We start from the raw sequence: 18,958 nt of genomic DNA, 5'->3' as shown, positions 1-18,958 counted from the left end.
TGATCTTTATTAAATAAAAATCAATCTATTTTTTTGTAGTTTTTTACAATTAACACTTAATTAATATTGTTTATTTGAAATTTATAAATAATTTATTACATCATCTATTTTTATAATGTAAGTTTATAAATTTCTAATTTTTTACCCCCATGTTTTCGGAGGTTTCCCTGGTACTTGAGTTTTGAGTTACTATGATTTCGCTATAAATTTTGTATTGCAGTTCTTGCATGTTACTAAAATTTTTCCTTTTCCTCTTGGTACACGGAGCTTTTGCTTGCAATTTGGACATTTAATATATTTGTAATTTTTACTTGACTTAATAATATTATATTTTCCTTTTGACCACGATTTTATCGGATTCCAATATTCGAGGAATTTATAGTTCTCTTTTTGTCTTGCTAATATATTTTTAGACATAATTCTAAATATGCAAGTTAAAAATATTATATATGTAAGAGTAATTAAAGAATTGAATTCTAATGCATCACCTATAAAAGTAAATATCATTCCTAAAATTAGAAGTGCCAATGTAAGCTGGTCGGTTCCGTATCTTCCCATCATAAAGTTTCTTAAGCCGTTCATTTTATTTCATTTCCTTTCTAGTCATTGGTTTCCTGTACAATTTCCGGATTGATAAATTGTGGAGGATATAATGCTTTTGTCAAATCTGTTTCATCTACAAAATTAATTAAATCATTGCCGTTTAAAGTTATTTTAATGCTATCTACACCCGGAATGGATGTAAATGTATATATGAAAGAATCAATCATCATATGCTTTAAATCATTCTTATCGTTATAAGCATTTAATAAATTTTCATTAAAATCTAAAATAAGCATGCTACCTTGTAAATTAGTGCTTCTAAGCACAATATTTTCAGGTATTGGATTTATTCCGTATGGAATATCTGCATCACTGTATGCATCAAACATTTTCTGAGCTTTCATTTCAATAGTATCATCTGATTTTATCCCGACTTGTTCAGGATAAATCTTATAATCAAACAAGTAATATCTGCCGTCAATTTTATAAGCCATGTATAACAAATAATCCTTTTCATTATTAGGCAATGCATTTATTTCTTCACTGGAAAGTCCATGAAAATAAGTATCTACTTTTTTTCTGTCAACGGTAAATGTTAAGCTGTGAATTGGCCAATATTTGTCAATCGCAAAGATTGTTTTAGCAAATTGATCATGCGATAATATTCCTCCTGTGCTGCCATTGTTGTAACTTACATATGAACTTGGAATATCAATTACAACATTTCCGTTGTTATATGTAGTATTGGTAACATCTCCAATCAAAGTTTTCATACCGCTGTTCATTGGACCATTTTGCAATTGTTCTATTGCTATCCTTGTTATTGACTTATCTTCAACAACAAATCTTGTAACAGGGATTAAAGTATCTGCATTTTCTGTGGTAAAATAAAGCGTCAATCCTTTGGTTCCTGATTGAGCAACATTTGAAGCAGGGTAATAACTGCCTTCTGTGTCGTAGGTCACTTTAATCGTAACGGAAGATTCTTTTGAATCAGCTATTAAATTTGAATGAAATACTAAATTATACTTTCCATCTTCAATATCTAGCTTTTCTTGACTGATATCCAATGTTGTCACCATTGGATTATCTTTGTTTATTGAAATTGTCATGTTGTTGGAAGGTGAAACAAGTTCAAGATCGTTTAGGCCGCTTTTTATTAAAGTGCTTTCTTTGTATACATCAACTGTGAAAACATTGTCTGAAACACTTTTTATTACTTCTTCATTTAAAGACACATGATTAATTATCACTGATTTTGGATTGATTAGTTCTTTTTTGTCTGCTGCAAGACTTAAAGTGCTTTTTTCAATTGGTGTTTGAATTTCAATTGTGTCCCTGTAGTCTATAGGTGAAAGATTAAATAAATATGTAGATGAAAACAAACCAATCAGTGCTATTATTAAAATATTGCTGAATATTTTCATATAGATACCTCTTTTGTAATTATATAAACATATTATATAACAAATCTTAATAAAAACAAATAAAATATATTATTAATATTTTAAAGTATATTCAGGGATAGCACCAACAAAAAAAGTTCATATAATATAATAAAATATATCCGAGGTGGTTGTTATGGACAGAAGAGGTCCAGACCAAGATTTAATCAATAAAATGCAGGATGCAATTGAATTAGCATATTTGCTGAATAAATTGACAAATAAAAATTACTATGATGATTACTCAAAGGATTATCTTATAAAAATGTTGGGTGATATGGATTCAATTAGAAGTAATTACGACAAATTTAAATACAGAGACTTGTGCAAAGATAATGCAAGACTATGCGGTAGACATTGCGACAGCTCCTATATAAATAGAAATGAAGGGTTTTTGGATAAAATAATATTTTTTTTAAATTCATTAAATGATTGAAATTAAAGTAACACTTAAACGAGGAATTGAATAATATATAGAAAAATTAATTTTAGGAGGTACTATATGTTTAACAATATATTAGGAGATAGCGGAGACAGTTTACTATTCTTTTTCTTGCTATTGGTAGTAATTGGATGTGCTTGCTGCGGAGAAGATGGTTTATTAGGTGGAATTGGAGGATTTGGTGACAATGACAGCTTATTATTCTTCTTCTTATTACTGGTAATTATATTCTGCAACTGCGATAATGATAAACACGGCTGCTAGTAAAAAGCAACATAGTACATGTGTAAAATCTTCCGGAAGATATTCCGGAAGATTTTATTGTATTTATCATAAGATACTTCGCTTCGCTCAGGATGAGCGATTCACACCAAATCTAAAAAGCCAGATTTGGGTTCTCTGCTCACCCTAAATACTGTTCAAACCAATTTGTCATTTCTTCCAGTCTTCTTACTCTGTGGCGTGGTTTGCCGCTTCTGCTCAAATCTTGGTTCTCACCTTTAAACAGGCACAGCCTTGCATCAACTCCGTGATATTTTAAAGCAGTGAACATTTGGAGTCCTTCTGCCAGCCAGCATCTGTAATCTTCTTGAGAGTGTATGAACAATGTAGGAGTTACTGCTTGATTTGCATATTTAATGGGTGAATGGAACCACATTTTTTCTACATTATCCCATGGAGTAGATAGTATTTGGTCAGCATTAAAATAATATCCTATATCAGTTGTTCCAAATTTTGAAATCCAGTTTGATATGCTTCTTTGTGAAGCAGCACATTTAAATCTGTCAGTGTGACCAATAATCCAATTAGTCATGAATCCTCCGTATGAACCGCCGGTAACACCTATGCGGCTTGAATCAATCTGAGGATATTTTTTTAAAACTAAATCTGTAAATTTCATTAAGTCATCATAATCAATTGTTCCATATTTTCCTCTTATGTCAGCAAACTCATCGCCTCTGCCGTCGCTCCCTCTTGGATTGCAGAAAAATACAAAGTATCCTTCATTAGCCCAAAATTGCATTTCGTGATAAAATACTTCTCCATAAACTGTTTTTGGACCTCCGTGAATATCAAGAATACCGGGGTAGCATTTATTTTCGTCAAAGTTTACCGGTTTTAAAATATAACATTCTATTGTGATACCATCGTTTACAAATTCAAATCGCTCTGGAGCAACTATATTTTTTGTTTCTGAAATTATTTCATTAAATTTTGTTTTTTGTGTTTCAATTCCAGAATCTAATGTGTATATTTCTTGAAGCTTTGTTCCTCTAAGTCCAATAAAAATTATTCCATCATTGCATACGTCAAAACAATCAATTGAACCAAAGTCTGCAGTCAATTTTTCTATTTTTCCGTCCATGGAAAGTTTTTTAATAAATGAACTCTTGTTTTCTGTTGCAACGAAATACAGGCAATTGTTCAGTACTCTGTAGTCTTTTCCACCACCCAAACGGCAGTCTGATCCGATTGAATTGTGCATTCCAAAGTCGTGACAGCTTAAGAGATGAATTTCTTCATCTTTAAATGTATAGAAGCTTAAATTTTGATTAATCCCGTATTTATCCATTAAAGAGCCTGAAAAAACAATTTCATCTCCCACAAATTCAGCAAAATCTATGGCGTATTCATCATCCTCCACTATGCATTTTGCCTGACTTGAATACAAATTATAAATATAAAGTTCATTTGTAAGTTCAAGTTTATTAGTATAGTTTTGTGATACATAAAGAGCTTTTCCTTCTTTTACAGAACATAATGTAATATTTTCGAATTGTTTTGAAATAGGAACAATATCCTTGGTTCCTTTGTCAAACAAATAAAGTCGGTCTCTTTTTTTGTTCGTAAAACCGGTTCCGTTAGACCAAAATGGAATTTCATCAAGCACTTCATAATCCTTGTTTTCTTTAATCATGTCAATTGCTTTTGATTTATCTTCTCCCTTGTGGGAATGCAAATTGATGCCGTAATGATCATATGTAGCAGTTATTAAGAATTTTTCTTCAGCAATTTTTTTTATATCACTCACATTCATTGGGATACGCATATATTCATATGATTCTCCACCATGTATATTTATAGCATAATAAACTGTCCATTCCTCTCCGTCTTCAATTCTTTTTTTTAATTTTTCATCTCTCATAGAAGAGAAAAGAAGTGTTTCATTGTCCAACCAAATGAAGCTTTTTTCATTGTTCATAGTTGTAAGTTTCTTATATTCGGAAGTAATACAGTTGTATATCCAAATGTTAGACAAATATTTGTTTTCTTCATAATCTGAGGTATTAACTACAAAAGCGCCATAGTTTTTATTAGGAGAAAGCTCTAATCCCGATAAAAATTTATAATCCAGAAAATCTTTAAGTTTTAAGTTTTCCACAATATGCCTCCTCTGCTAAATTTAAAATCATCATAGCAATATTATATAGTTTCTTTGACATATATGCAATTAAAAGTATTGTGTAAAGTTAGGTATTAGTAGTATAATCATTAAGATAACATTATGGGAGCGTGAATAAATGAACATTGAATTAAACAGAGATTTCACTTTGAATCTGCTTGAAAAAATCATTAATATACCTAGCCCCACGGGCTTTTGTATGCATGTGATTGAATATATAAAAAATATTTCTTTAGAATCAGGATATAAATTTGAAAAAAATAAAAAGGGAAATGGAATCATAGAAATAGAAGGATTGGATAACAGTTATTGTGTTGGAATTCCTGTTCATGTTGATACTCTTGGTGCAATGGTAAGATCTATTAATTCCGATGGAACTCTAAAATTTACTTCTATTGGAGGTAATATTTTTCCTACACTTGATGGAGAATATTGCAAAATCCATACACGAAATGGACAAATATACACAGGAACAATGCTTTCAACTTCCCCTTCGGTACATGTATTTCCTGATTCTAAAAGCAAGGAAAGAAATGAAGAAAATATGGTTGTAAGGTTGGATGAAGTTGTAAAAACCAAATCCGATGTACAAGCATTAAATATTGCAAACGGTGATTTTATTTCCATAGAGCCGAAGTTTACCATAACAAGCTCAGGTTTTATAAAATCAAGATATATGGATGACAAAGCTGGAACAGTTTGTGCTTTAAGTCTTATGGAATTGTTTAACAGGCTTGGAACTAAACCGAGACATAAAGTGAAAATAATTATTTCTACATATGAAGAAGTTGGACATGGATGTTCAAGCATTCCAGGTGACATAGATGAACTAGTTGGAATTGACATGGGATGTGTAGGTTTAGACCTGTCGTGTACTGAGCAGGATGTTTCCATATGCCCAAAAGACAGCTCAGGTCCGTACGACTATGATATAACTACTAAATTGATCAAATTAGCTGAAAAACATGAAATTGGCCATGCTGTTGATATATATCCAATGTACGGCTCAGATGTATCGGCATCCCTTAAGGGAGGAAACGACATAAAAGGAGGACTCATAGGCCCTGGAGTACATGCTTCTCACGGAATGGAAAGAACTCACATAAAAGGAATAGAAAATACTATAAAATTAATATATGCATATTTGACAGAATAATTCTGACATATCATAAAGAAAGGACTTGCATGGAAAATTTATTATTCTCATTAAATGTTGTTTCGCCTATATTTTTACTCATGTGTGTAGGAGCTTTTCTCAAAAAAGTAAAAATATTTGATGATGATTTTTTAGTAAAAGCAAACAGCTTTGTATTTAAAATATTGTTCCCGGTGCTTCTTTTTAATAATATTTACAAAAGCGAAATAGCAGAAGAAGTAAATGTTAAATTAATAATTTTTGCTATTGGAATAGTATTAGTCACTATTGGAATATTATTTATAATCGTACCTAAGTTTGAAAAAGACAATAAGAATAGAGGCGTAATTATTCAAGGACTTTACAGAAGTAATTTTGTATTGTTTGGAGTTACATTATGTACAAATATTTTTGGAGAATCGGGTTTAGGGGTAGTAACTACCATCGTAGCTATAATAATACCTATTTATAATTTCATGGCAGTTATAATATTAGATGTATATTCTAATGATAAAAGCAATTTAAAGAAAACAGTTATAAGCATTATGAAGAATCCTTTAATAATTGGTTCAATTCTTGGTATAATTGCTTCTGCATTAAAGATTAAACTTCCTGAATTTATGGAAAATACAATTTCCGACATTGCTAAAGTGGCAACGCCTTTTGCCTTGATGCTTCTTGGAGGAGATATAGAGATAAGAAACATACGCAATAATTTAAAATATGTCACTGTTGTTGTAATAGGAAAGCTTTTGGTAATTCCGGCTTTAGTAAGCTTCGTGACAGTTTTATTTGGATTCAGGGGAGTAGAATTAGGAGCGATATTCAGTATGGTTGCACCGTCAGTGGCTGTTACAAGCTATACGATGGCGCAGCAATATGACTGCAATTATGAATTGGCAGGCCAACTGGTGTTTGTTTCAACGTTAGTAAGTCCATTTAGCATATTCTTATTTATATATTTTTTTAAAACTGTTGGCTTGTTTTAGGAGGAAAAATTGGATATTAAACCATATAAAAAAAGTTTTGACTATTCATATACATTTGGCATGTTCCCAACTGTCGAGTTAATAAATTCCAGGCCTGGCGTTGTTATAAAAGTCTTGGTAAGTTCCAATTACAGGGCAGATACAAGTTCAATGGATATTTTTGAGCTCTGCAATAAATTCAATATTAAAACAGAAATTAATGACAAAGTTATTAACAGAATAAGTGATAAAGAAAATTGTTTTGTTATTGGAGTTTTTGCTAAATACCAATGTGAGCTGAAAAGCGACGAATCTCACGTAGTCTTGGTAAATCCAAGCAACATGGGAAATATGGGTACAATTATAAGGACATTGACTGGATTTGGTTTAAGCAATTTAGCTGTAATAAGTCCAGGAGTTGATATATTTGATCCAAAAGTTATAAGGGCTTCAATGGGAGCAATATTTAAAATTAATTTTAAATATTATGAAGATTTTAATCAGTATAAAGAAAATTTTAAAAATCACAAAATATACACATTCATGTTAGATGGAGCTATATCATTAAAAGAAGTAAATCATAATGCTGATGAAAAATTTTCCCTTGTGTTCGGCAATGAGGCGACAGGCTTGGATTCGAGCTTTTCTAAAGTTGGAATAAGCGTGCTTATTAAGCATACAGACCGCATTGATTCTCTTAATCTTACAATAGCTGCAGGAATCGCTATGTATCATTTTTGCAGTTAATAAAAATTGGAAAAAAATCATCTAAATTGCATAAAAAGGATAAATAATAACTGAGGTAATGTTAATAATATATTGTGGTAGCAAAATGTTGCTAACTATATTATTGTGAAGGGATGATTAAAATTAAATTTAATAATAATCAAAACAAGGATAAAAACAACAATGAAAAGTTGTTTAATTGGGAAGAACAGGCGAAGTTAGACAGTCAGCAAAACTTTAGGAATCAGCAAAAACAAATGAACAACGATTACCAGAACAACAAAAATAATAATGGCGCAAATAGTTTCAACGATCTAGCCAACAATAACAACAACAAATTTGAAAACAAAAACAATAACAACAGGTCTGACAATAATAACAACAACAACGAATTTGAAAATAAAGATAGAAAGGGTAAAAAAAGATAATAACAATAATTTAAGATAATATTTTAAAGGAAGAACATCATTCTTCCTCAGGTTTATGACAAATAATAATTTTTGTCAAGTTTGTCAATAGTCTGAGGGAGAACATAGTTCTTTCTTTTTTATATTATATTTTTGATATCATCAACCATTTTTAAAATGTTTTCATTATCAATATAAGTGGGTTTTCTTTTATCTGTTTTAAAATTCTTTCTAACAATATTCATAATTAATTTATCATGCAGCCTGTAAGGCTTAACATATAATTTACCCCCAAAACACTGAATAGATACAGATTTATTTAACAATTTTTTTGGAAAGTTATGAAGAAGATATTGATTTGCTTTTTCCGGGAAACCGCAGCACAGGTAAATAGCAGTATTCATATTCATGAGCGTGTCCAGATTATTCCCTATAAAATTCTTTACAGCATTATGAATGATGTTAAATCTTATACAGCTTCCGATAACTATAGTGTCATAATCGGATAAAACGGGTATGCCTTTTGTTAAATCTACAATATCTGCATCTGGTAGTTTTTCAGCCAGCAACTTTGCACATGTTTCTGTTGTTGAGTTGTAACTTGCGTATGCTATTAGAATTTTCATATTCTGCTCCAATTTATAATATACACAAAATGATAATATGATATTGAACAATTGTCAAGATATGTATTGTGATAAAATTGACATCTGCAAAAATTACATTTATAAAAATGCAAATAACATGAATGGCAATAGTAGTTTTTTTCACGATTAAAAACTATTGACAACAATGGAATTTAAGCACTATAATAATATTGTTAAAACAAATAATTATTTATTTGTATCACATAATAATTTATAAATATAATATTTGAGTGATAAGCTTGGGAGAGTCCCGATGGGCGCCGAAGAAGCAAATTGCACTAGTCGAAGTGTGACGAAACTTTCAGGCAAAAGGACCTTGCTTGGACAATACTCTGAATACCTAAGACAGAGATAATGACGTAAGTTATTGCCTCTGTCTTTTTTTACACATAGCATAGTGATTGACTCATCAAATTTTGAGTCGTCTGCTAATAAATTTATCAAAGGAGTGATTAAGTGAAAACAACACCATTATATGAAAAGCACATGGAGCTTAAAGGTAAAATAATTGATTTTGGAGGTTGGGCGCTTCCTGTTGAATATTCCGGTATTATTCCTGAACATGAAGCTGTCCGAACAAAAGCTGGTTTATTTGATGTGTCCCATATGGGCGAAATTACTGTAAAGGGCGAAGACGCTGAGAAATATGTGCAAATGGTAGTGACAAATGACATTTCCGTACTTACAAACAATCAAATTGCTTACACTACAATGTGCTATCCCGATGGGGGAGTAGTTGATGATTTATTGGTTTATAAGTATAGCACAGTTGATTACTTATTGGTTGTTAATGCGTCGAATAGCGATAAAGATTATGAGTGGTTGAAATCACAGGTTTTTGGAAAAACGGAATTGAAAAATGTATCCGGAGATTATGCTCAGCTTGCACTGCAAGGACCAAATGCACAGTCAATTTTACAAAAGGTTGTTGAAATAGATTTAAATGGTATAGAATTTTATCATTTCCAAGACAACGTAATAGTAGGAAACATTAAAGCATTGATATCGCGTACTGGTTATACCGGAGAAGATGGGTTTGAATTGTATTTTGCTTCAGAAGACGGACCAAAAATGTGGGATTTGCTTCTTGATGCAGGGAAGGATGAAGGTCTTGTTCCGGCTGGCCTTGGAGCAAGAGATACACTTAGATTCGAAGCTGCACTTCCTCTTTACGGACAGGAAATTGATAAGGATATAACTCCTTATGAAGCAGGACTTGGTTTTTTTGTAAAACTTGCAAAGGATGATTTTATTGGAAAAGATGTTCTTGCAAAACAAAAAGCAGAGGGAATTAAAAGAAAAGTGGTTGGTTTTGAAATGGTAGACAGAGGCGTTCCAAGAAGTCATTATGAAGTTTTTGCTGACGGGAATAAAATAGGATATGTTACTACGGGAAGTTATTCTCCAACATTGAAAAAAAACATAGGCCTAGCTTTAATAGATGCTGAATATGCAAAGGAAGGCACTGAAATGGAAGTTGTTATAAGAAATAAAAACTTAAAAGCAAAAGTAATAAAGAAACCATTTTATACAAAAAAATACAAGAAAAATTAATAATTGCTGTTTTATTTAAAAAATTTAAAAATAAAAATCAGGAGGATATTATGAAAGTATTAGAAAGTTTAAAATATTCAGAATCACATGAATGGGTTAGAGTTGAAGGAAATAAGGCATATATTGGAATTACTGACTATGCGCAGGATCATTTAGGAGATGTTGTTTATGTTGATTTACCTGAAGTTGATACGACTGTAGAAGCAGGTGATCAATGCATAGTGCTTGAATCTGTTAAGGCAGCTTCAGATGTTTTTTCTCCATTGTCAGGAACTGTAGCAGAAATAAATGAGGAGTTAATAGACAATCCAAGCTTAATAAATGAATCACCATATGAGTCTTGGCTTATAGCTTTAGATATAACTGATCCAACTGAAATAAACAGCTTGCTTTCAGCAGAAGATTATAAAAATATATGTGAATAAAGGAGAAGTCATGACGAGATATATCGGAAATACTGATGAAGATAGAGAGCAAATGCTAAAAGAAATTGGTTATCCAGACATAGATTCTCTTTTTAAAGCTGTTCCTGATTCAGTGCATTTAAAAGGAAAATTAAATATTCCAGAAGCATTGTCAGAAATGGAATTAGTGAAAAATATAAAAGAATTATCTAATGAAAATTTGAATACGGATGATTATGCCTGCTTTTTAGGAGCGGGTACTTATGATCATTATATACCTGCAACTATTGACCAGTTAATATCAAGACAGGAATTTTACACAGCATATACTCCATATCAACCGGAAATCAGCCAAGGAACCCTTCAGGCAATATTTGAATATCAAACAATGATATGTGAGCTTACAGGATTGCCTGTAGCAAATGCATCGATGTATGATGGTGCTACAGCTATGACAGAAGCTGCAATTATGGCATGCGAAGCAACAAAAAGGTCAGAAATACTAATTTCAAATACAGTACATCCGGAAAGCCGCCAAGTATTAAATACATATGCACAATTTAGAAATATGACAGTAACAGAAATAGGGTACAAAGACGGGCAAACTGACATAGACGATTTAAAATCAAAGTTAAACAAGAACACTGCAGCAGTAATAATTCAAAGTCCGAATTTTTTCGGCATAATTGAAGATATTGGAGAAATTGTTGATTTAGCTCATGATAATAAAAGCTTATTGGCAGTAAGTGCAGATCCTGTCTCTTTGGCAATTTTAAAAAGTCCTGGAGAATTAGGTGTTGACATAGCTGTAGGAGAAGGGCAATCGCTTGGAAATCCTTTGAATTTTGGAGGACCGTATTTAGGTTTCATGGCTGTTACTGAAAAGCTTATGCGTAAAATGCCAGGAAGAATTGTTGGCCAGACATCAGATTCGTTTGGAAACAGAGGTTTTGTACTTACTATGCAGACTAGAGAACAACATATAAGAAGAGAAAAAGCAACATCAAATATTTGTTCAAACCAAGCATTAAATGCTTTGCAAGCTACTATGTATTTAACATTTATGGGTAAAGAAGGCTTAAAAAAAGTAGCGGAATTATGTATTAATAAATCACATTATGCTTATAATGAATTAATTAAAACGGGAAAATTTAGCCCTGTATTTTCAGCACCATTTTTTAAAGAATTTGTTTTAAAAAGTGAAATTCCCGTTAATGCGCTGAACGATAAATTGTTAAGCAATAAAATTATTGGAGGATATGACATAGAAAAAAATTATCCTGAACTTAAAAACGGATGGCTTGTTGCAGTTACAGAAAAACGAACAAAGCAGGAAATAGATGACTTGACAAGAAAGGTGGCTGAATAATATGCAAAAACATAAAGCTTTAATATTTGAAATAAGTAAAAAAGGCAGAAAAGCATATTCCCTTCCTGAATGTGATGTACCCGAAATTTCAATAAATGAAATTTTAGACATTAAATATATGAGGGAAGAGGCACCTGAGCTTCCAGAAGTAAGTGAATTAGATGCAGTTCGTCATTTTACACAGCTTTCACAAAGAAATCACGGAGTAGATTCCGGATTTTATCCTCTTGGAAGCTGCACAATGAAATACAATCCAAAAGTAAATGAGTTGGTAGCAAGATTTGATGGTTTTACTAAAATACATCCATATCAGTCTGAAAAAACTGTTCAAGGTGCTCTAGAACTTATGTACAATTTAGATGCCTTGCTCTCCGAAATAACAGGCATGGATGGCTTTACACTTCAGCCTGCAGCAGGAGCTCACGGAGAATTGACAGGATTAATGATTATTAAGGCGTACCACAGAAACAGAAAAGATAATAAGAGGACAAAAATTGTTTTACCTGACTCAGCACATGGCACAAACCCTGCATCTGCAGCAGTTGCCGGATTTGATGTTGTAGAAGTTAAATCAAATGAAAATGGTTTAGTGGATATTGAGTCTTTGAAAAGTGTAATGAGTGATGAAATAGCTGGTTTTATGCTTACAAATCCAAATACACTGGGCTTGTTTGACACTAATATATTGGAAATATCCAAAATAGTTCATGAGGCAGGAGGTCTTATGTATTATGACGGAGCAAATGCCAATGCAATATTGGGAATTTCAAGACCGGGAGACATGGGATTTGATGTTGTGCATTTAAATCTTCATAAAACATTCAGTACACCTCATGGTGGAGGAGGACCGGGAGCAGTTCCTGTTGGTGTAAAAAAAGAACTTGTTCAATTTTTACCGGTACCGGTTGTTGCAAAAAAAGAAAATGAATACTTCATGGATTATGACAAACCACTTTCCATAGGAAAAGTTAAATTTTTGTATGGAAACTTTGGAATCTTGGTAAGGGCGTATGCCTATATTTTAAGCATGGGGCCGGATGGCATCAAAGCAATTTCTGAAAATGCAGTTTTAAATGCAAATTACATTGCTAACAAGCTTAAAGATAAATATTATTTGCCGGTTGACAGAGAATGCATGCATGAATGCGTACTGTCCGGTGACTGGCAAAAAAAGAAAAATGGTGTATCAACTTTAGATATAGCAAAAAGACTATTGGACTTTGGATTCCATCCACCAACAATTTATTTTCCTCTTATAGTTTCTGAGGCTATGATGATTGAACCTACAGAAAGTGAGTCAAAGGAAACATTGGATGAATTTATAACAGTTATGAGACAAATAGCAGACGAAGTGGAAAACAATCCTGAAATTGTAAAATCAGCTCCTCATACAACTATAATATCAAGGCTGGATGAAGCAACAGCTGCAAGAAAACCGATATTGCGATATAACAAGCAGTAAAAACAAAAGTTAATATGTTAATAAAGGCAGGTTAAAAAACCTGCTTTTGTTAATTACTAATTGACACACATAAGTTTTTTTGATAATCTAATATAAATATGAAGGTCGTACGTAGAGACCAAAAAAGAGGAGTAATAAAAATGATATTGATAGTTGATTTCGGTGCACAATACAGTCAACTCATTGCTAGAAGGGTTAGAGAAGCCAGCGTATATTGCGAGATAGTACCATACACATATACAATAGATAAAATTAAAGAGAAAAATCCAAAGGGAATAATACTATCTGGAGGACCAGCAAGTGTTTATGTTGAAAATGCCCCAAGTGTGACTAAAGAAATTTTCGACTTGGGAGTGCCAATTCTGGGCATATGCTATGGAGGACAATTTATAGCACAGGAATTTGGAGGCAAGGTAAAGAGAGCTGATTCAAGGGAATACGGAAGAACTAAACTTGAAATTTTGTCAGATGATAAATTATTCAGTGATATTGACCAAAATTCTTTATGCTGGATGAGCCATACTGATTATATTGAAAGAGCACCTGAAAGTTTTGAAATTACAGCAAAAACAGAAACATGTCCAGTATGTGCCATGAAAAATGAAGCTAAGAAAATTTATGCTGTTCAGTTCCATCCGGAAGTTGAGCATACAGAAAAAGGAAGAGAAATTATAAATAATTTCGTGTACAATGTATGCGGTCTAGGCAAAGATTGGAACATGGGTAATTTTTGCGAAGAAGCAATAGCAAAAATAAAAGCCCAGGTAGGTGACAAAAAAGCATTGTGCGCAATGTCTGGAGGAGTTGATTCTTCAGTTGCAGCTGTTATGGTTCACAAAGCCATTGGTTCAAATTTAATATGCGTATTTGTAGATCATGGTCTTCTTAGAAAAGATGAAGGTGATCAGGTTGAACAAGTTTTCAAAGACAAATTCAAAATGAACCTTATCAGAGTAAACGCAGGCGAAAGATTTTTAGGCAAGTTAGCAGGTGTATCAGATCCTGAAACAAAGCGTAAAATCATTGGCAATGAATTTATTCGTGTATTTGAAGAAGAAAAAGAAAAATTAAAAGAAGAATTCGGACATATAGATTACTTGGTTCAAGGAACTATTTATCCTGACGTTATAGAAAGCGGAACTGCAACAGCTTCAGTAATCAAGAGCCACCACAATGTTGGAGGACTTCCGGAAGATGTTGACTTTGAACTATTAGAACCATTAAGACAGTTGTTCAAGGATGAAGTAAGACAAGTTGGAAGAGAACTTGGAATACCAGAAGAAGTAGTTGAAAGACAGCCATTCCCGGGACCAGGACTTGCAATTCGTGTTTTAGGCGAAATAACAGAAGATAAACTTAAAATTGTAAGAGAAGCTGACTTCATTTTCAGAGATGAAATCAAAAAAGCAGGCTTACAGAATAAAATATGGCAATACTTTGCAGCACTTCCAAACATCAGAAGCGTAGGAGTTATGGGAGACGAAAGAACATACTCACACACTGTTGCACTAAGAGCAGTAAACTCAACAGACGGCATGACATCAGATTGGTCAAGAATACCATATGATGTATTAGAAAAAGTAAGTAACAGAATAGTTAATGAAGTAGACAATGTAAATAGAATAGTTTACGACGTAACAAGCAAGCCACCTGCTACTATTGAGTGGGAATAAAAAATAAAAACCTTGAAAAGCTTGCAAATAGAGCTTTTCAAGGTTTATTTTTTTGTTCATCGTACATAAAACGTACACTTTTAAAATTTTTTGTTTTCATCTATGGAATTGCCTATAGATTTTTGGTTAAGCAGTTGAAGCTTATCAGATACTTGACTTTGTTTGTTTGGATATAAATGTGAATAAGTGTTTAATGTTGTTTCAATATTTTCATGACCAAGTCTTTCAGATATTAACAAAGGGGAGAACCCCATTTCTATTAAAAGTGATGCGTGTGAATGTCTTAAATCATGAACTCTTATTTTTTTAACACCTGATTTTTTACAACCTCTATTCATTTCATGCTGTAAGTAAAATTTTGTTGTTTGAAATAATCTCTCATCAGGTTCATATTCATATAATTTGCTTACATATTCTTGAACCAGGTCGCATAAAAAAGTTGGAATTGTAACAACTCTTTTGCTTTTGGGTGTCTTTGGCTCAAGAATTAAATCTTCTTTATTAAGTCTAGCATAATTTTTAGTAATACTCAATGTTTTATTTTCATAATCGAAATCACTTAGTGTTAATGCTAATAATTCGCCTGACCTAATGCCTGTCCAAAAAAGAATCTTAAAACATACCTTTGATATTAACTTATCTTCCACAGCAGCAATGAACTTATTAAATTCAGCAACAGTCCAGAATTGCATTGAATCAGCATTCTTTTTTTCCATACTTCCGCATGTTCTTGCAGGGTTTTCAGCCAAGTTATAATATTTACCAGCAAAATTAAATATAGCTGAATAACCGCAATAATTAATGAATTTTGGAACTGTTCTTTAGTCTTGTGGAAAAGATAACTGTTTTTGATAAAAGATTATTGATAGTGAGATTATTGGATGGGACAGAGATAGAAGTTGAAATTAAATAAAGGTAGAATTTATTGCCGACCTTGATAACCATGAATGTTATTTATGTCGGTTTTTTTATTTGTTAATTTATCTGTATGGAATTGGAAAATTTATGTTATAATGTTATTGATTAATATAAGGTTTTAATAAAATAATAGGAGTGTCTACTTGACACTATCCTCATACAATTTAGGGGTATTTTTATGATAAAAAATATTTTGACTTTTTTATTTGGCATATTTGTTAATGCTTTGATGGTAGGCCTTCTCATTGGAGGAGTATGGATGGTTTTATATTGTACTTATTATTCAATTAAATATTTCATATCTTCTGTCAAAGTATCTAATGGTAATAAGCACAAAGAAAAAGATAGTCAGAATACGACTGAAAGCATTAATCAATCCCAACGAAGAGAAAAAGAACTTATTGAATTAATAAGCAAACAATATTATATTATCGAGGATAAAATTTCTTTTAGATGTTGTTATAAAGTTAGCACAGAATACATCATGATTCTCCTATCAAATAAAAAAGTTTTCCAAAGCAACAATAAATTTTCATGTACTGTAACTCAAATCAATGACTCTGGTTTTATAAAATATGATGTAGATATAGAGGTAAAGTATACTCAAGGTTTTAAGGTTTTGATAGCTAGCATAAATCCGTTTCTTGAAAATAAATTAAACAGTACTGAACTTAAGGTATTAGGTGAGATAAAAAGAATATATGGTTTAATTATAAATCCAAGGATGAGTCCTTATGAGAAGGAAAAAGCAGTACATGACTATTTGATAAGAGCATCAATGTATGATGCGAATGGACTTAATAGTAATAATATTTTAGAGGTGTCACATACTCCATATGGATTGCTGTTTAATCATATGGGTGTATGCGATGCTTATGCTGAAACATTTCAAATATTTATGTATTTATGCGGGATAGAATCTTACGTTGTAATAGGTGACACTATTTCTAATATTAATAAGGAGTATAAGCATGCCTGGAACATTATAAAATTAGAAAAATTTTATTATCATGTTGATGTTACTTTCGATAATCCAGGCCCTATGCAATTTGGACAAGTAGATTATAAATATTTTAATAAATCGGATGTTGAAATGGAAAAAACACATACTTGGGAAGTTATGCAGTACCCTTTTTGTTTAGATTATTGAAATAATAAAAACTTAATAACATTTTGCGGAAGAGTGTTTATAATATATATACTTTTTAGTTAGATTTAAGTAAGGGGGAAATTTAACAAATGACCATTTTGGAAAAAATAAAAGATACATTCAAAGATTGTCAGATTGGCACTGAATTTACTACACAAGAAATTATTAATAAGGCAGTTTTAAAACATGGTTGTAATCCTGGTAGTGTAATACCTAGTGACTATTGTTATAACCGAATTAATAATGGGATTGATTTTGAAAATTATTTACATTTATTTGAGTATATGGGTAATAAGACATATAAATTCTTAGGCGAGAATTATCCTTACAACGGCACAATATTTCATAAACCAAAAGGAGGATTTGAAATAGCCATTGGAAAATGGTCAAATGGAGTAATTCATTATGAGTCTTATGATGGTCTTCAAATAAAAGAAGAAAAAATAAAAGATACTGATAAAAAGTCTATAAAACACAGAACCAAAAGGGATGCAAGTGTAAAGTTAAGGTTTGATGTTTTCAAACGAGATAATTTTAAATGCTGCATATGTGGTGCTTCACCTGCAAAAGATCAAAGTGTAGAATTGCATATTGACCATATAATTCCATGGTCAAAAGGCGGCGAAACTGAAATAAACAATCTACAAACCCTTTGCTCAAGATGTAATTTAGGAAAAAGTGATTATATGTAATATACGGAGGTTAGCAGTGGATATTTTATTAGAAGAAAAAGTAAAAAGTGATATAGAGAGATTATGTACATACATTCCATATTTTGAAACAGCAACAAAACAAAGTGTTTGTGAATGGCGAGGTGGTGGTAAAATAGGAGATAATCTTTATGAAATGTCTTATCCTAACTATGATGAAACTTTAATTGATTTTACAGAAGATGTTTATAAATCAAGTCTAATGTGTAAAGATTATTTGGATATCATTAACCTTCATAGTATATATGATGACGATAAAATGATAACTGCCTTAGATAATGATGATTTAGTAATTACAAGTGCTATACTGACATTTTACATAAGACAAGAACGTTTTTGTGATGGATTATGGGCTGTAGCTGTAGATAAAAAAATATTCTTAAAGATTTTGAAAAGGCTTAAGAAAGTAATTGATATTCAATAAACAAAGACAATTGAAAGAAGGTATTTGAATGAATAAGGAATTATCAGCAGAAAACGTAATATTAACTGACGAAGAAGCTTTGAAAGAGTTCTTATTGGATATTGATTGTTTGAATTCTTTGAAACCATGGATATCAAGAGTAAACATTTTCGATGTGCTGAAAGTTTCAAGGACTGAAATCAGGCACAGTAATATGTTGTCTTGGCTGTTAGATGCAAATGAAAATCATGGATTAAACGATAATTTTATTAAAAATATACTGCAAATTATTGTTAAAAAAAACAGGGGATATTTTGAATCAAAAAAAATAAATGTTCTTGAATTGCTAACTCTGGATTTTTCTAATTTTGTTATTATGAGAGAGTGGAACAATATTGATATATTATTAATTTCAAAGGAGGACAAGTTGGTTATATGTATTGAGAATAAAATAGGCTCAGCAGAGCATGACAACCAACTTGAAAGGTATCAAGAAAAGGTAGAAGCAACATATCAAAAAAGTGAAGGTTATGATGCAATATATATTTTTCTTACTCCTGATAAAGATGAGGCAAGTGATGCTGATAATTGGATATCA

At 31.7% G+C, this 18,958-nt stretch carries 20 protein-coding genes and 1 riboswitch; of the genes, 15 read left to right on the top strand and 5 right to left on the bottom strand.

Features of this window, described 5'->3' with window-relative positions; genetic code table 11:
• Nucleotides 1-189 precede the first annotated feature (189 nt).
• The gene (locus SA378_RS08485) at nucleotides 190-582 is read right to left on the bottom strand and encodes a hypothetical protein (RefSeq protein WP_318525556.1); all 393 of its coding nucleotides are present in this window, start codon (nucleotides 580-582) and stop codon (nucleotides 190-192) included.
• Between the two features lie 17 nt (nucleotides 583-599).
• Complete coding sequence (locus SA378_RS08480; RefSeq protein ID WP_318525555.1) at nucleotides 600-1,970, bottom strand: GerMN domain-containing protein; 1,371 nt, start codon at nucleotides 1,968-1,970, stop codon at nucleotides 600-602.
• A gap of 154 nt (nucleotides 1,971-2,124) precedes the next feature.
• On the opposite strand from SA378_RS08480, the gene SA378_RS08475 reads away from it, so the two are divergent.
• Nucleotides 2,125-2,424 (top strand): hypothetical protein, encoded by a 300-nt coding sequence (locus SA378_RS08475; protein WP_318525554.1) that lies wholly within the window; start codon nucleotides 2,125-2,127, stop codon nucleotides 2,422-2,424.
• A gap of 66 nt (nucleotides 2,425-2,490) precedes the next feature.
• Complete coding sequence (locus SA378_RS08470) at nucleotides 2,491-2,694, top strand: hypothetical protein (RefSeq protein ID WP_318525553.1); 204 nt, start codon at nucleotides 2,491-2,493, stop codon at nucleotides 2,692-2,694.
• A 139-nt stretch (nucleotides 2,695-2,833) separates the two neighbouring features.
• Here SA378_RS08470 and SA378_RS08465 read toward each other — a convergent pair whose 3' ends face one another.
• A complete protein-coding gene (locus SA378_RS08465; RefSeq protein ID WP_318525552.1) occupies nucleotides 2,834-4,813 on the bottom strand; it encodes a S9 family peptidase in 1,980 nt (659 codons plus the stop codon).
• A gap of 139 nt (nucleotides 4,814-4,952) precedes the next feature.
• Here SA378_RS08465 and SA378_RS08460 point away from each other — a divergent pair, with 139 nt between their 5' ends.
• The 4 genes from SA378_RS08460 (at nucleotide 4,953) to SA378_RS08445 (ending at nucleotide 8,091) form a co-directional block, all read left to right on the top strand.
• A complete protein-coding gene (locus SA378_RS08460) occupies nucleotides 4,953-5,990 on the top strand; it encodes a M42 family metallopeptidase (protein WP_318525551.1) in 1,038 nt (345 codons plus the stop codon).
• A 29-nt stretch (nucleotides 5,991-6,019) separates the two neighbouring features.
• Nucleotides 6,020-6,958, top strand: coding sequence for an AEC family transporter (locus tag SA378_RS08455; protein ID WP_318525550.1), 939 nt, complete (start codon nucleotides 6,020-6,022; stop codon nucleotides 6,956-6,958).
• Nucleotides 6,959-6,967: 9 nt separating this feature from the next.
• Nucleotides 6,968-7,684 carry a TrmH family RNA methyltransferase gene (locus SA378_RS08450; protein ID WP_318525549.1) on the top strand — a complete coding sequence of 239 codons (717 nt, stop codon included), beginning with the start codon at nucleotides 6,968-6,970 and terminating at the stop codon, nucleotides 7,682-7,684.
• 113 nt (nucleotides 7,685-7,797) lie between these two features.
• Nucleotides 7,798-8,091: a hypothetical protein gene (locus tag SA378_RS08445; protein ID WP_318525548.1), complete on the top strand. Its 294-nt coding sequence runs from the start codon at nucleotides 7,798-7,800 to the stop codon at nucleotides 8,089-8,091.
• A gap of 119 nt (nucleotides 8,092-8,210) precedes the next feature.
• Here SA378_RS08445 and SA378_RS08440 read toward each other — a convergent pair whose 3' ends face one another.
• A complete protein-coding gene (locus SA378_RS08440) occupies nucleotides 8,211-8,696 on the bottom strand; it encodes a flavodoxin domain-containing protein (RefSeq protein ID WP_318525547.1) in 486 nt (161 codons plus the stop codon).
• Nucleotides 8,697-8,947: 251 nt separating this feature from the next.
• Nucleotides 8,948-9,044, top strand: a riboswitch (glycine riboswitch).
• A gap of 129 nt (nucleotides 9,045-9,173) precedes the next feature.
• Here SA378_RS08440 and gcvT point away from each other — a divergent pair.
• From gcvT to guaA, 5 genes are all read left to right on the top strand, one after another.
• On the top strand, nucleotides 9,174-10,271 hold the full coding sequence (gcvT, locus tag SA378_RS08435) for a glycine cleavage system aminomethyltransferase GcvT (RefSeq protein WP_318525546.1): 1,098 nt from the start codon (nucleotides 9,174-9,176) through the stop codon (nucleotides 10,269-10,271).
• A 50-nt stretch (nucleotides 10,272-10,321) separates the two neighbouring features.
• On the top strand, nucleotides 10,322-10,696 hold the full coding sequence (gcvH, locus tag SA378_RS08430; protein ID WP_318525545.1) for a glycine cleavage system protein GcvH: 375 nt from the start codon (nucleotides 10,322-10,324) through the stop codon (nucleotides 10,694-10,696).
• A 10-nt stretch (nucleotides 10,697-10,706) separates the two neighbouring features.
• Nucleotides 10,707-12,044: an aminomethyl-transferring glycine dehydrogenase subunit GcvPA gene (gcvPA, locus tag SA378_RS08425; protein ID WP_318525544.1), complete on the top strand. Its 1,338-nt coding sequence runs from the start codon at nucleotides 10,707-10,709 to the stop codon at nucleotides 12,042-12,044.
• A 1-nt stretch (nucleotide 12,045) separates the two neighbouring features.
• Nucleotides 12,046-13,506: an aminomethyl-transferring glycine dehydrogenase subunit GcvPB gene (gcvPB, locus tag SA378_RS08420; protein WP_318525543.1), complete on the top strand. Its 1,461-nt coding sequence runs from the start codon at nucleotides 12,046-12,048 to the stop codon at nucleotides 13,504-13,506.
• A gap of 140 nt (nucleotides 13,507-13,646) precedes the next feature.
• On the top strand, nucleotides 13,647-15,179 hold the full coding sequence (gene guaA / locus SA378_RS08415) for a glutamine-hydrolyzing GMP synthase (RefSeq protein ID WP_318525542.1): 1,533 nt from the start codon (nucleotides 13,647-13,649) through the stop codon (nucleotides 15,177-15,179).
• Nucleotides 15,180-15,259: 80 nt separating this feature from the next.
• On the opposite strand, the gene SA378_RS08410 is transcribed toward guaA, so the two are convergent.
• The gene (locus SA378_RS08410; RefSeq protein WP_318525541.1) at nucleotides 15,260-15,895 is read right to left on the bottom strand and encodes a site-specific integrase; all 636 of its coding nucleotides are present in this window, start codon (nucleotides 15,893-15,895) and stop codon (nucleotides 15,260-15,262) included.
• A 380-nt stretch (nucleotides 15,896-16,275) separates the two neighbouring features.
• Here SA378_RS08410 and SA378_RS08405 point away from each other — a divergent pair, with 380 nt between their 5' ends.
• The 4 genes from SA378_RS08405 to SA378_RS08390 all read left to right on the top strand — a co-directional run.
• Entirely contained in the window at nucleotides 16,276-17,247 is a 972-nt protein-coding gene (locus SA378_RS08405; RefSeq protein WP_318525540.1) for a transglutaminase domain-containing protein, read from the top strand.
• Nucleotides 17,248-17,336: 89 nt separating this feature from the next.
• A complete protein-coding gene (locus tag SA378_RS08400; protein ID WP_318525539.1) occupies nucleotides 17,337-17,939 on the top strand; it encodes an HNH endonuclease in 603 nt (200 codons plus the stop codon).
• A 16-nt stretch (nucleotides 17,940-17,955) separates the two neighbouring features.
• On the top strand, nucleotides 17,956-18,381 hold the full coding sequence (locus SA378_RS08395) for a DUF6508 domain-containing protein (RefSeq protein ID WP_318525538.1): 426 nt from the start codon (nucleotides 17,956-17,958) through the stop codon (nucleotides 18,379-18,381).
• A gap of 28 nt (nucleotides 18,382-18,409) precedes the next feature.
• Nucleotides 18,410-18,958 (top strand): PD-(D/E)XK nuclease family protein (locus tag SA378_RS08390; protein ID WP_318525537.1); only part of this gene is annotated, 549 nt, incomplete at its 3' end.

Origin of the sequence: Sedimentibacter sp., assembly GCF_033447055.1 — a bacterium.
In the GTDB taxonomy this organism is placed as follows: Bacteria; Bacillota; Clostridia; order Tissierellales; family Sedimentibacteraceae; genus Sedimentibacter.
The sequence above is the reverse complement of the archived record's forward strand: the minus strand, read 5'-3'. Positions and strand labels throughout refer to the sequence as shown.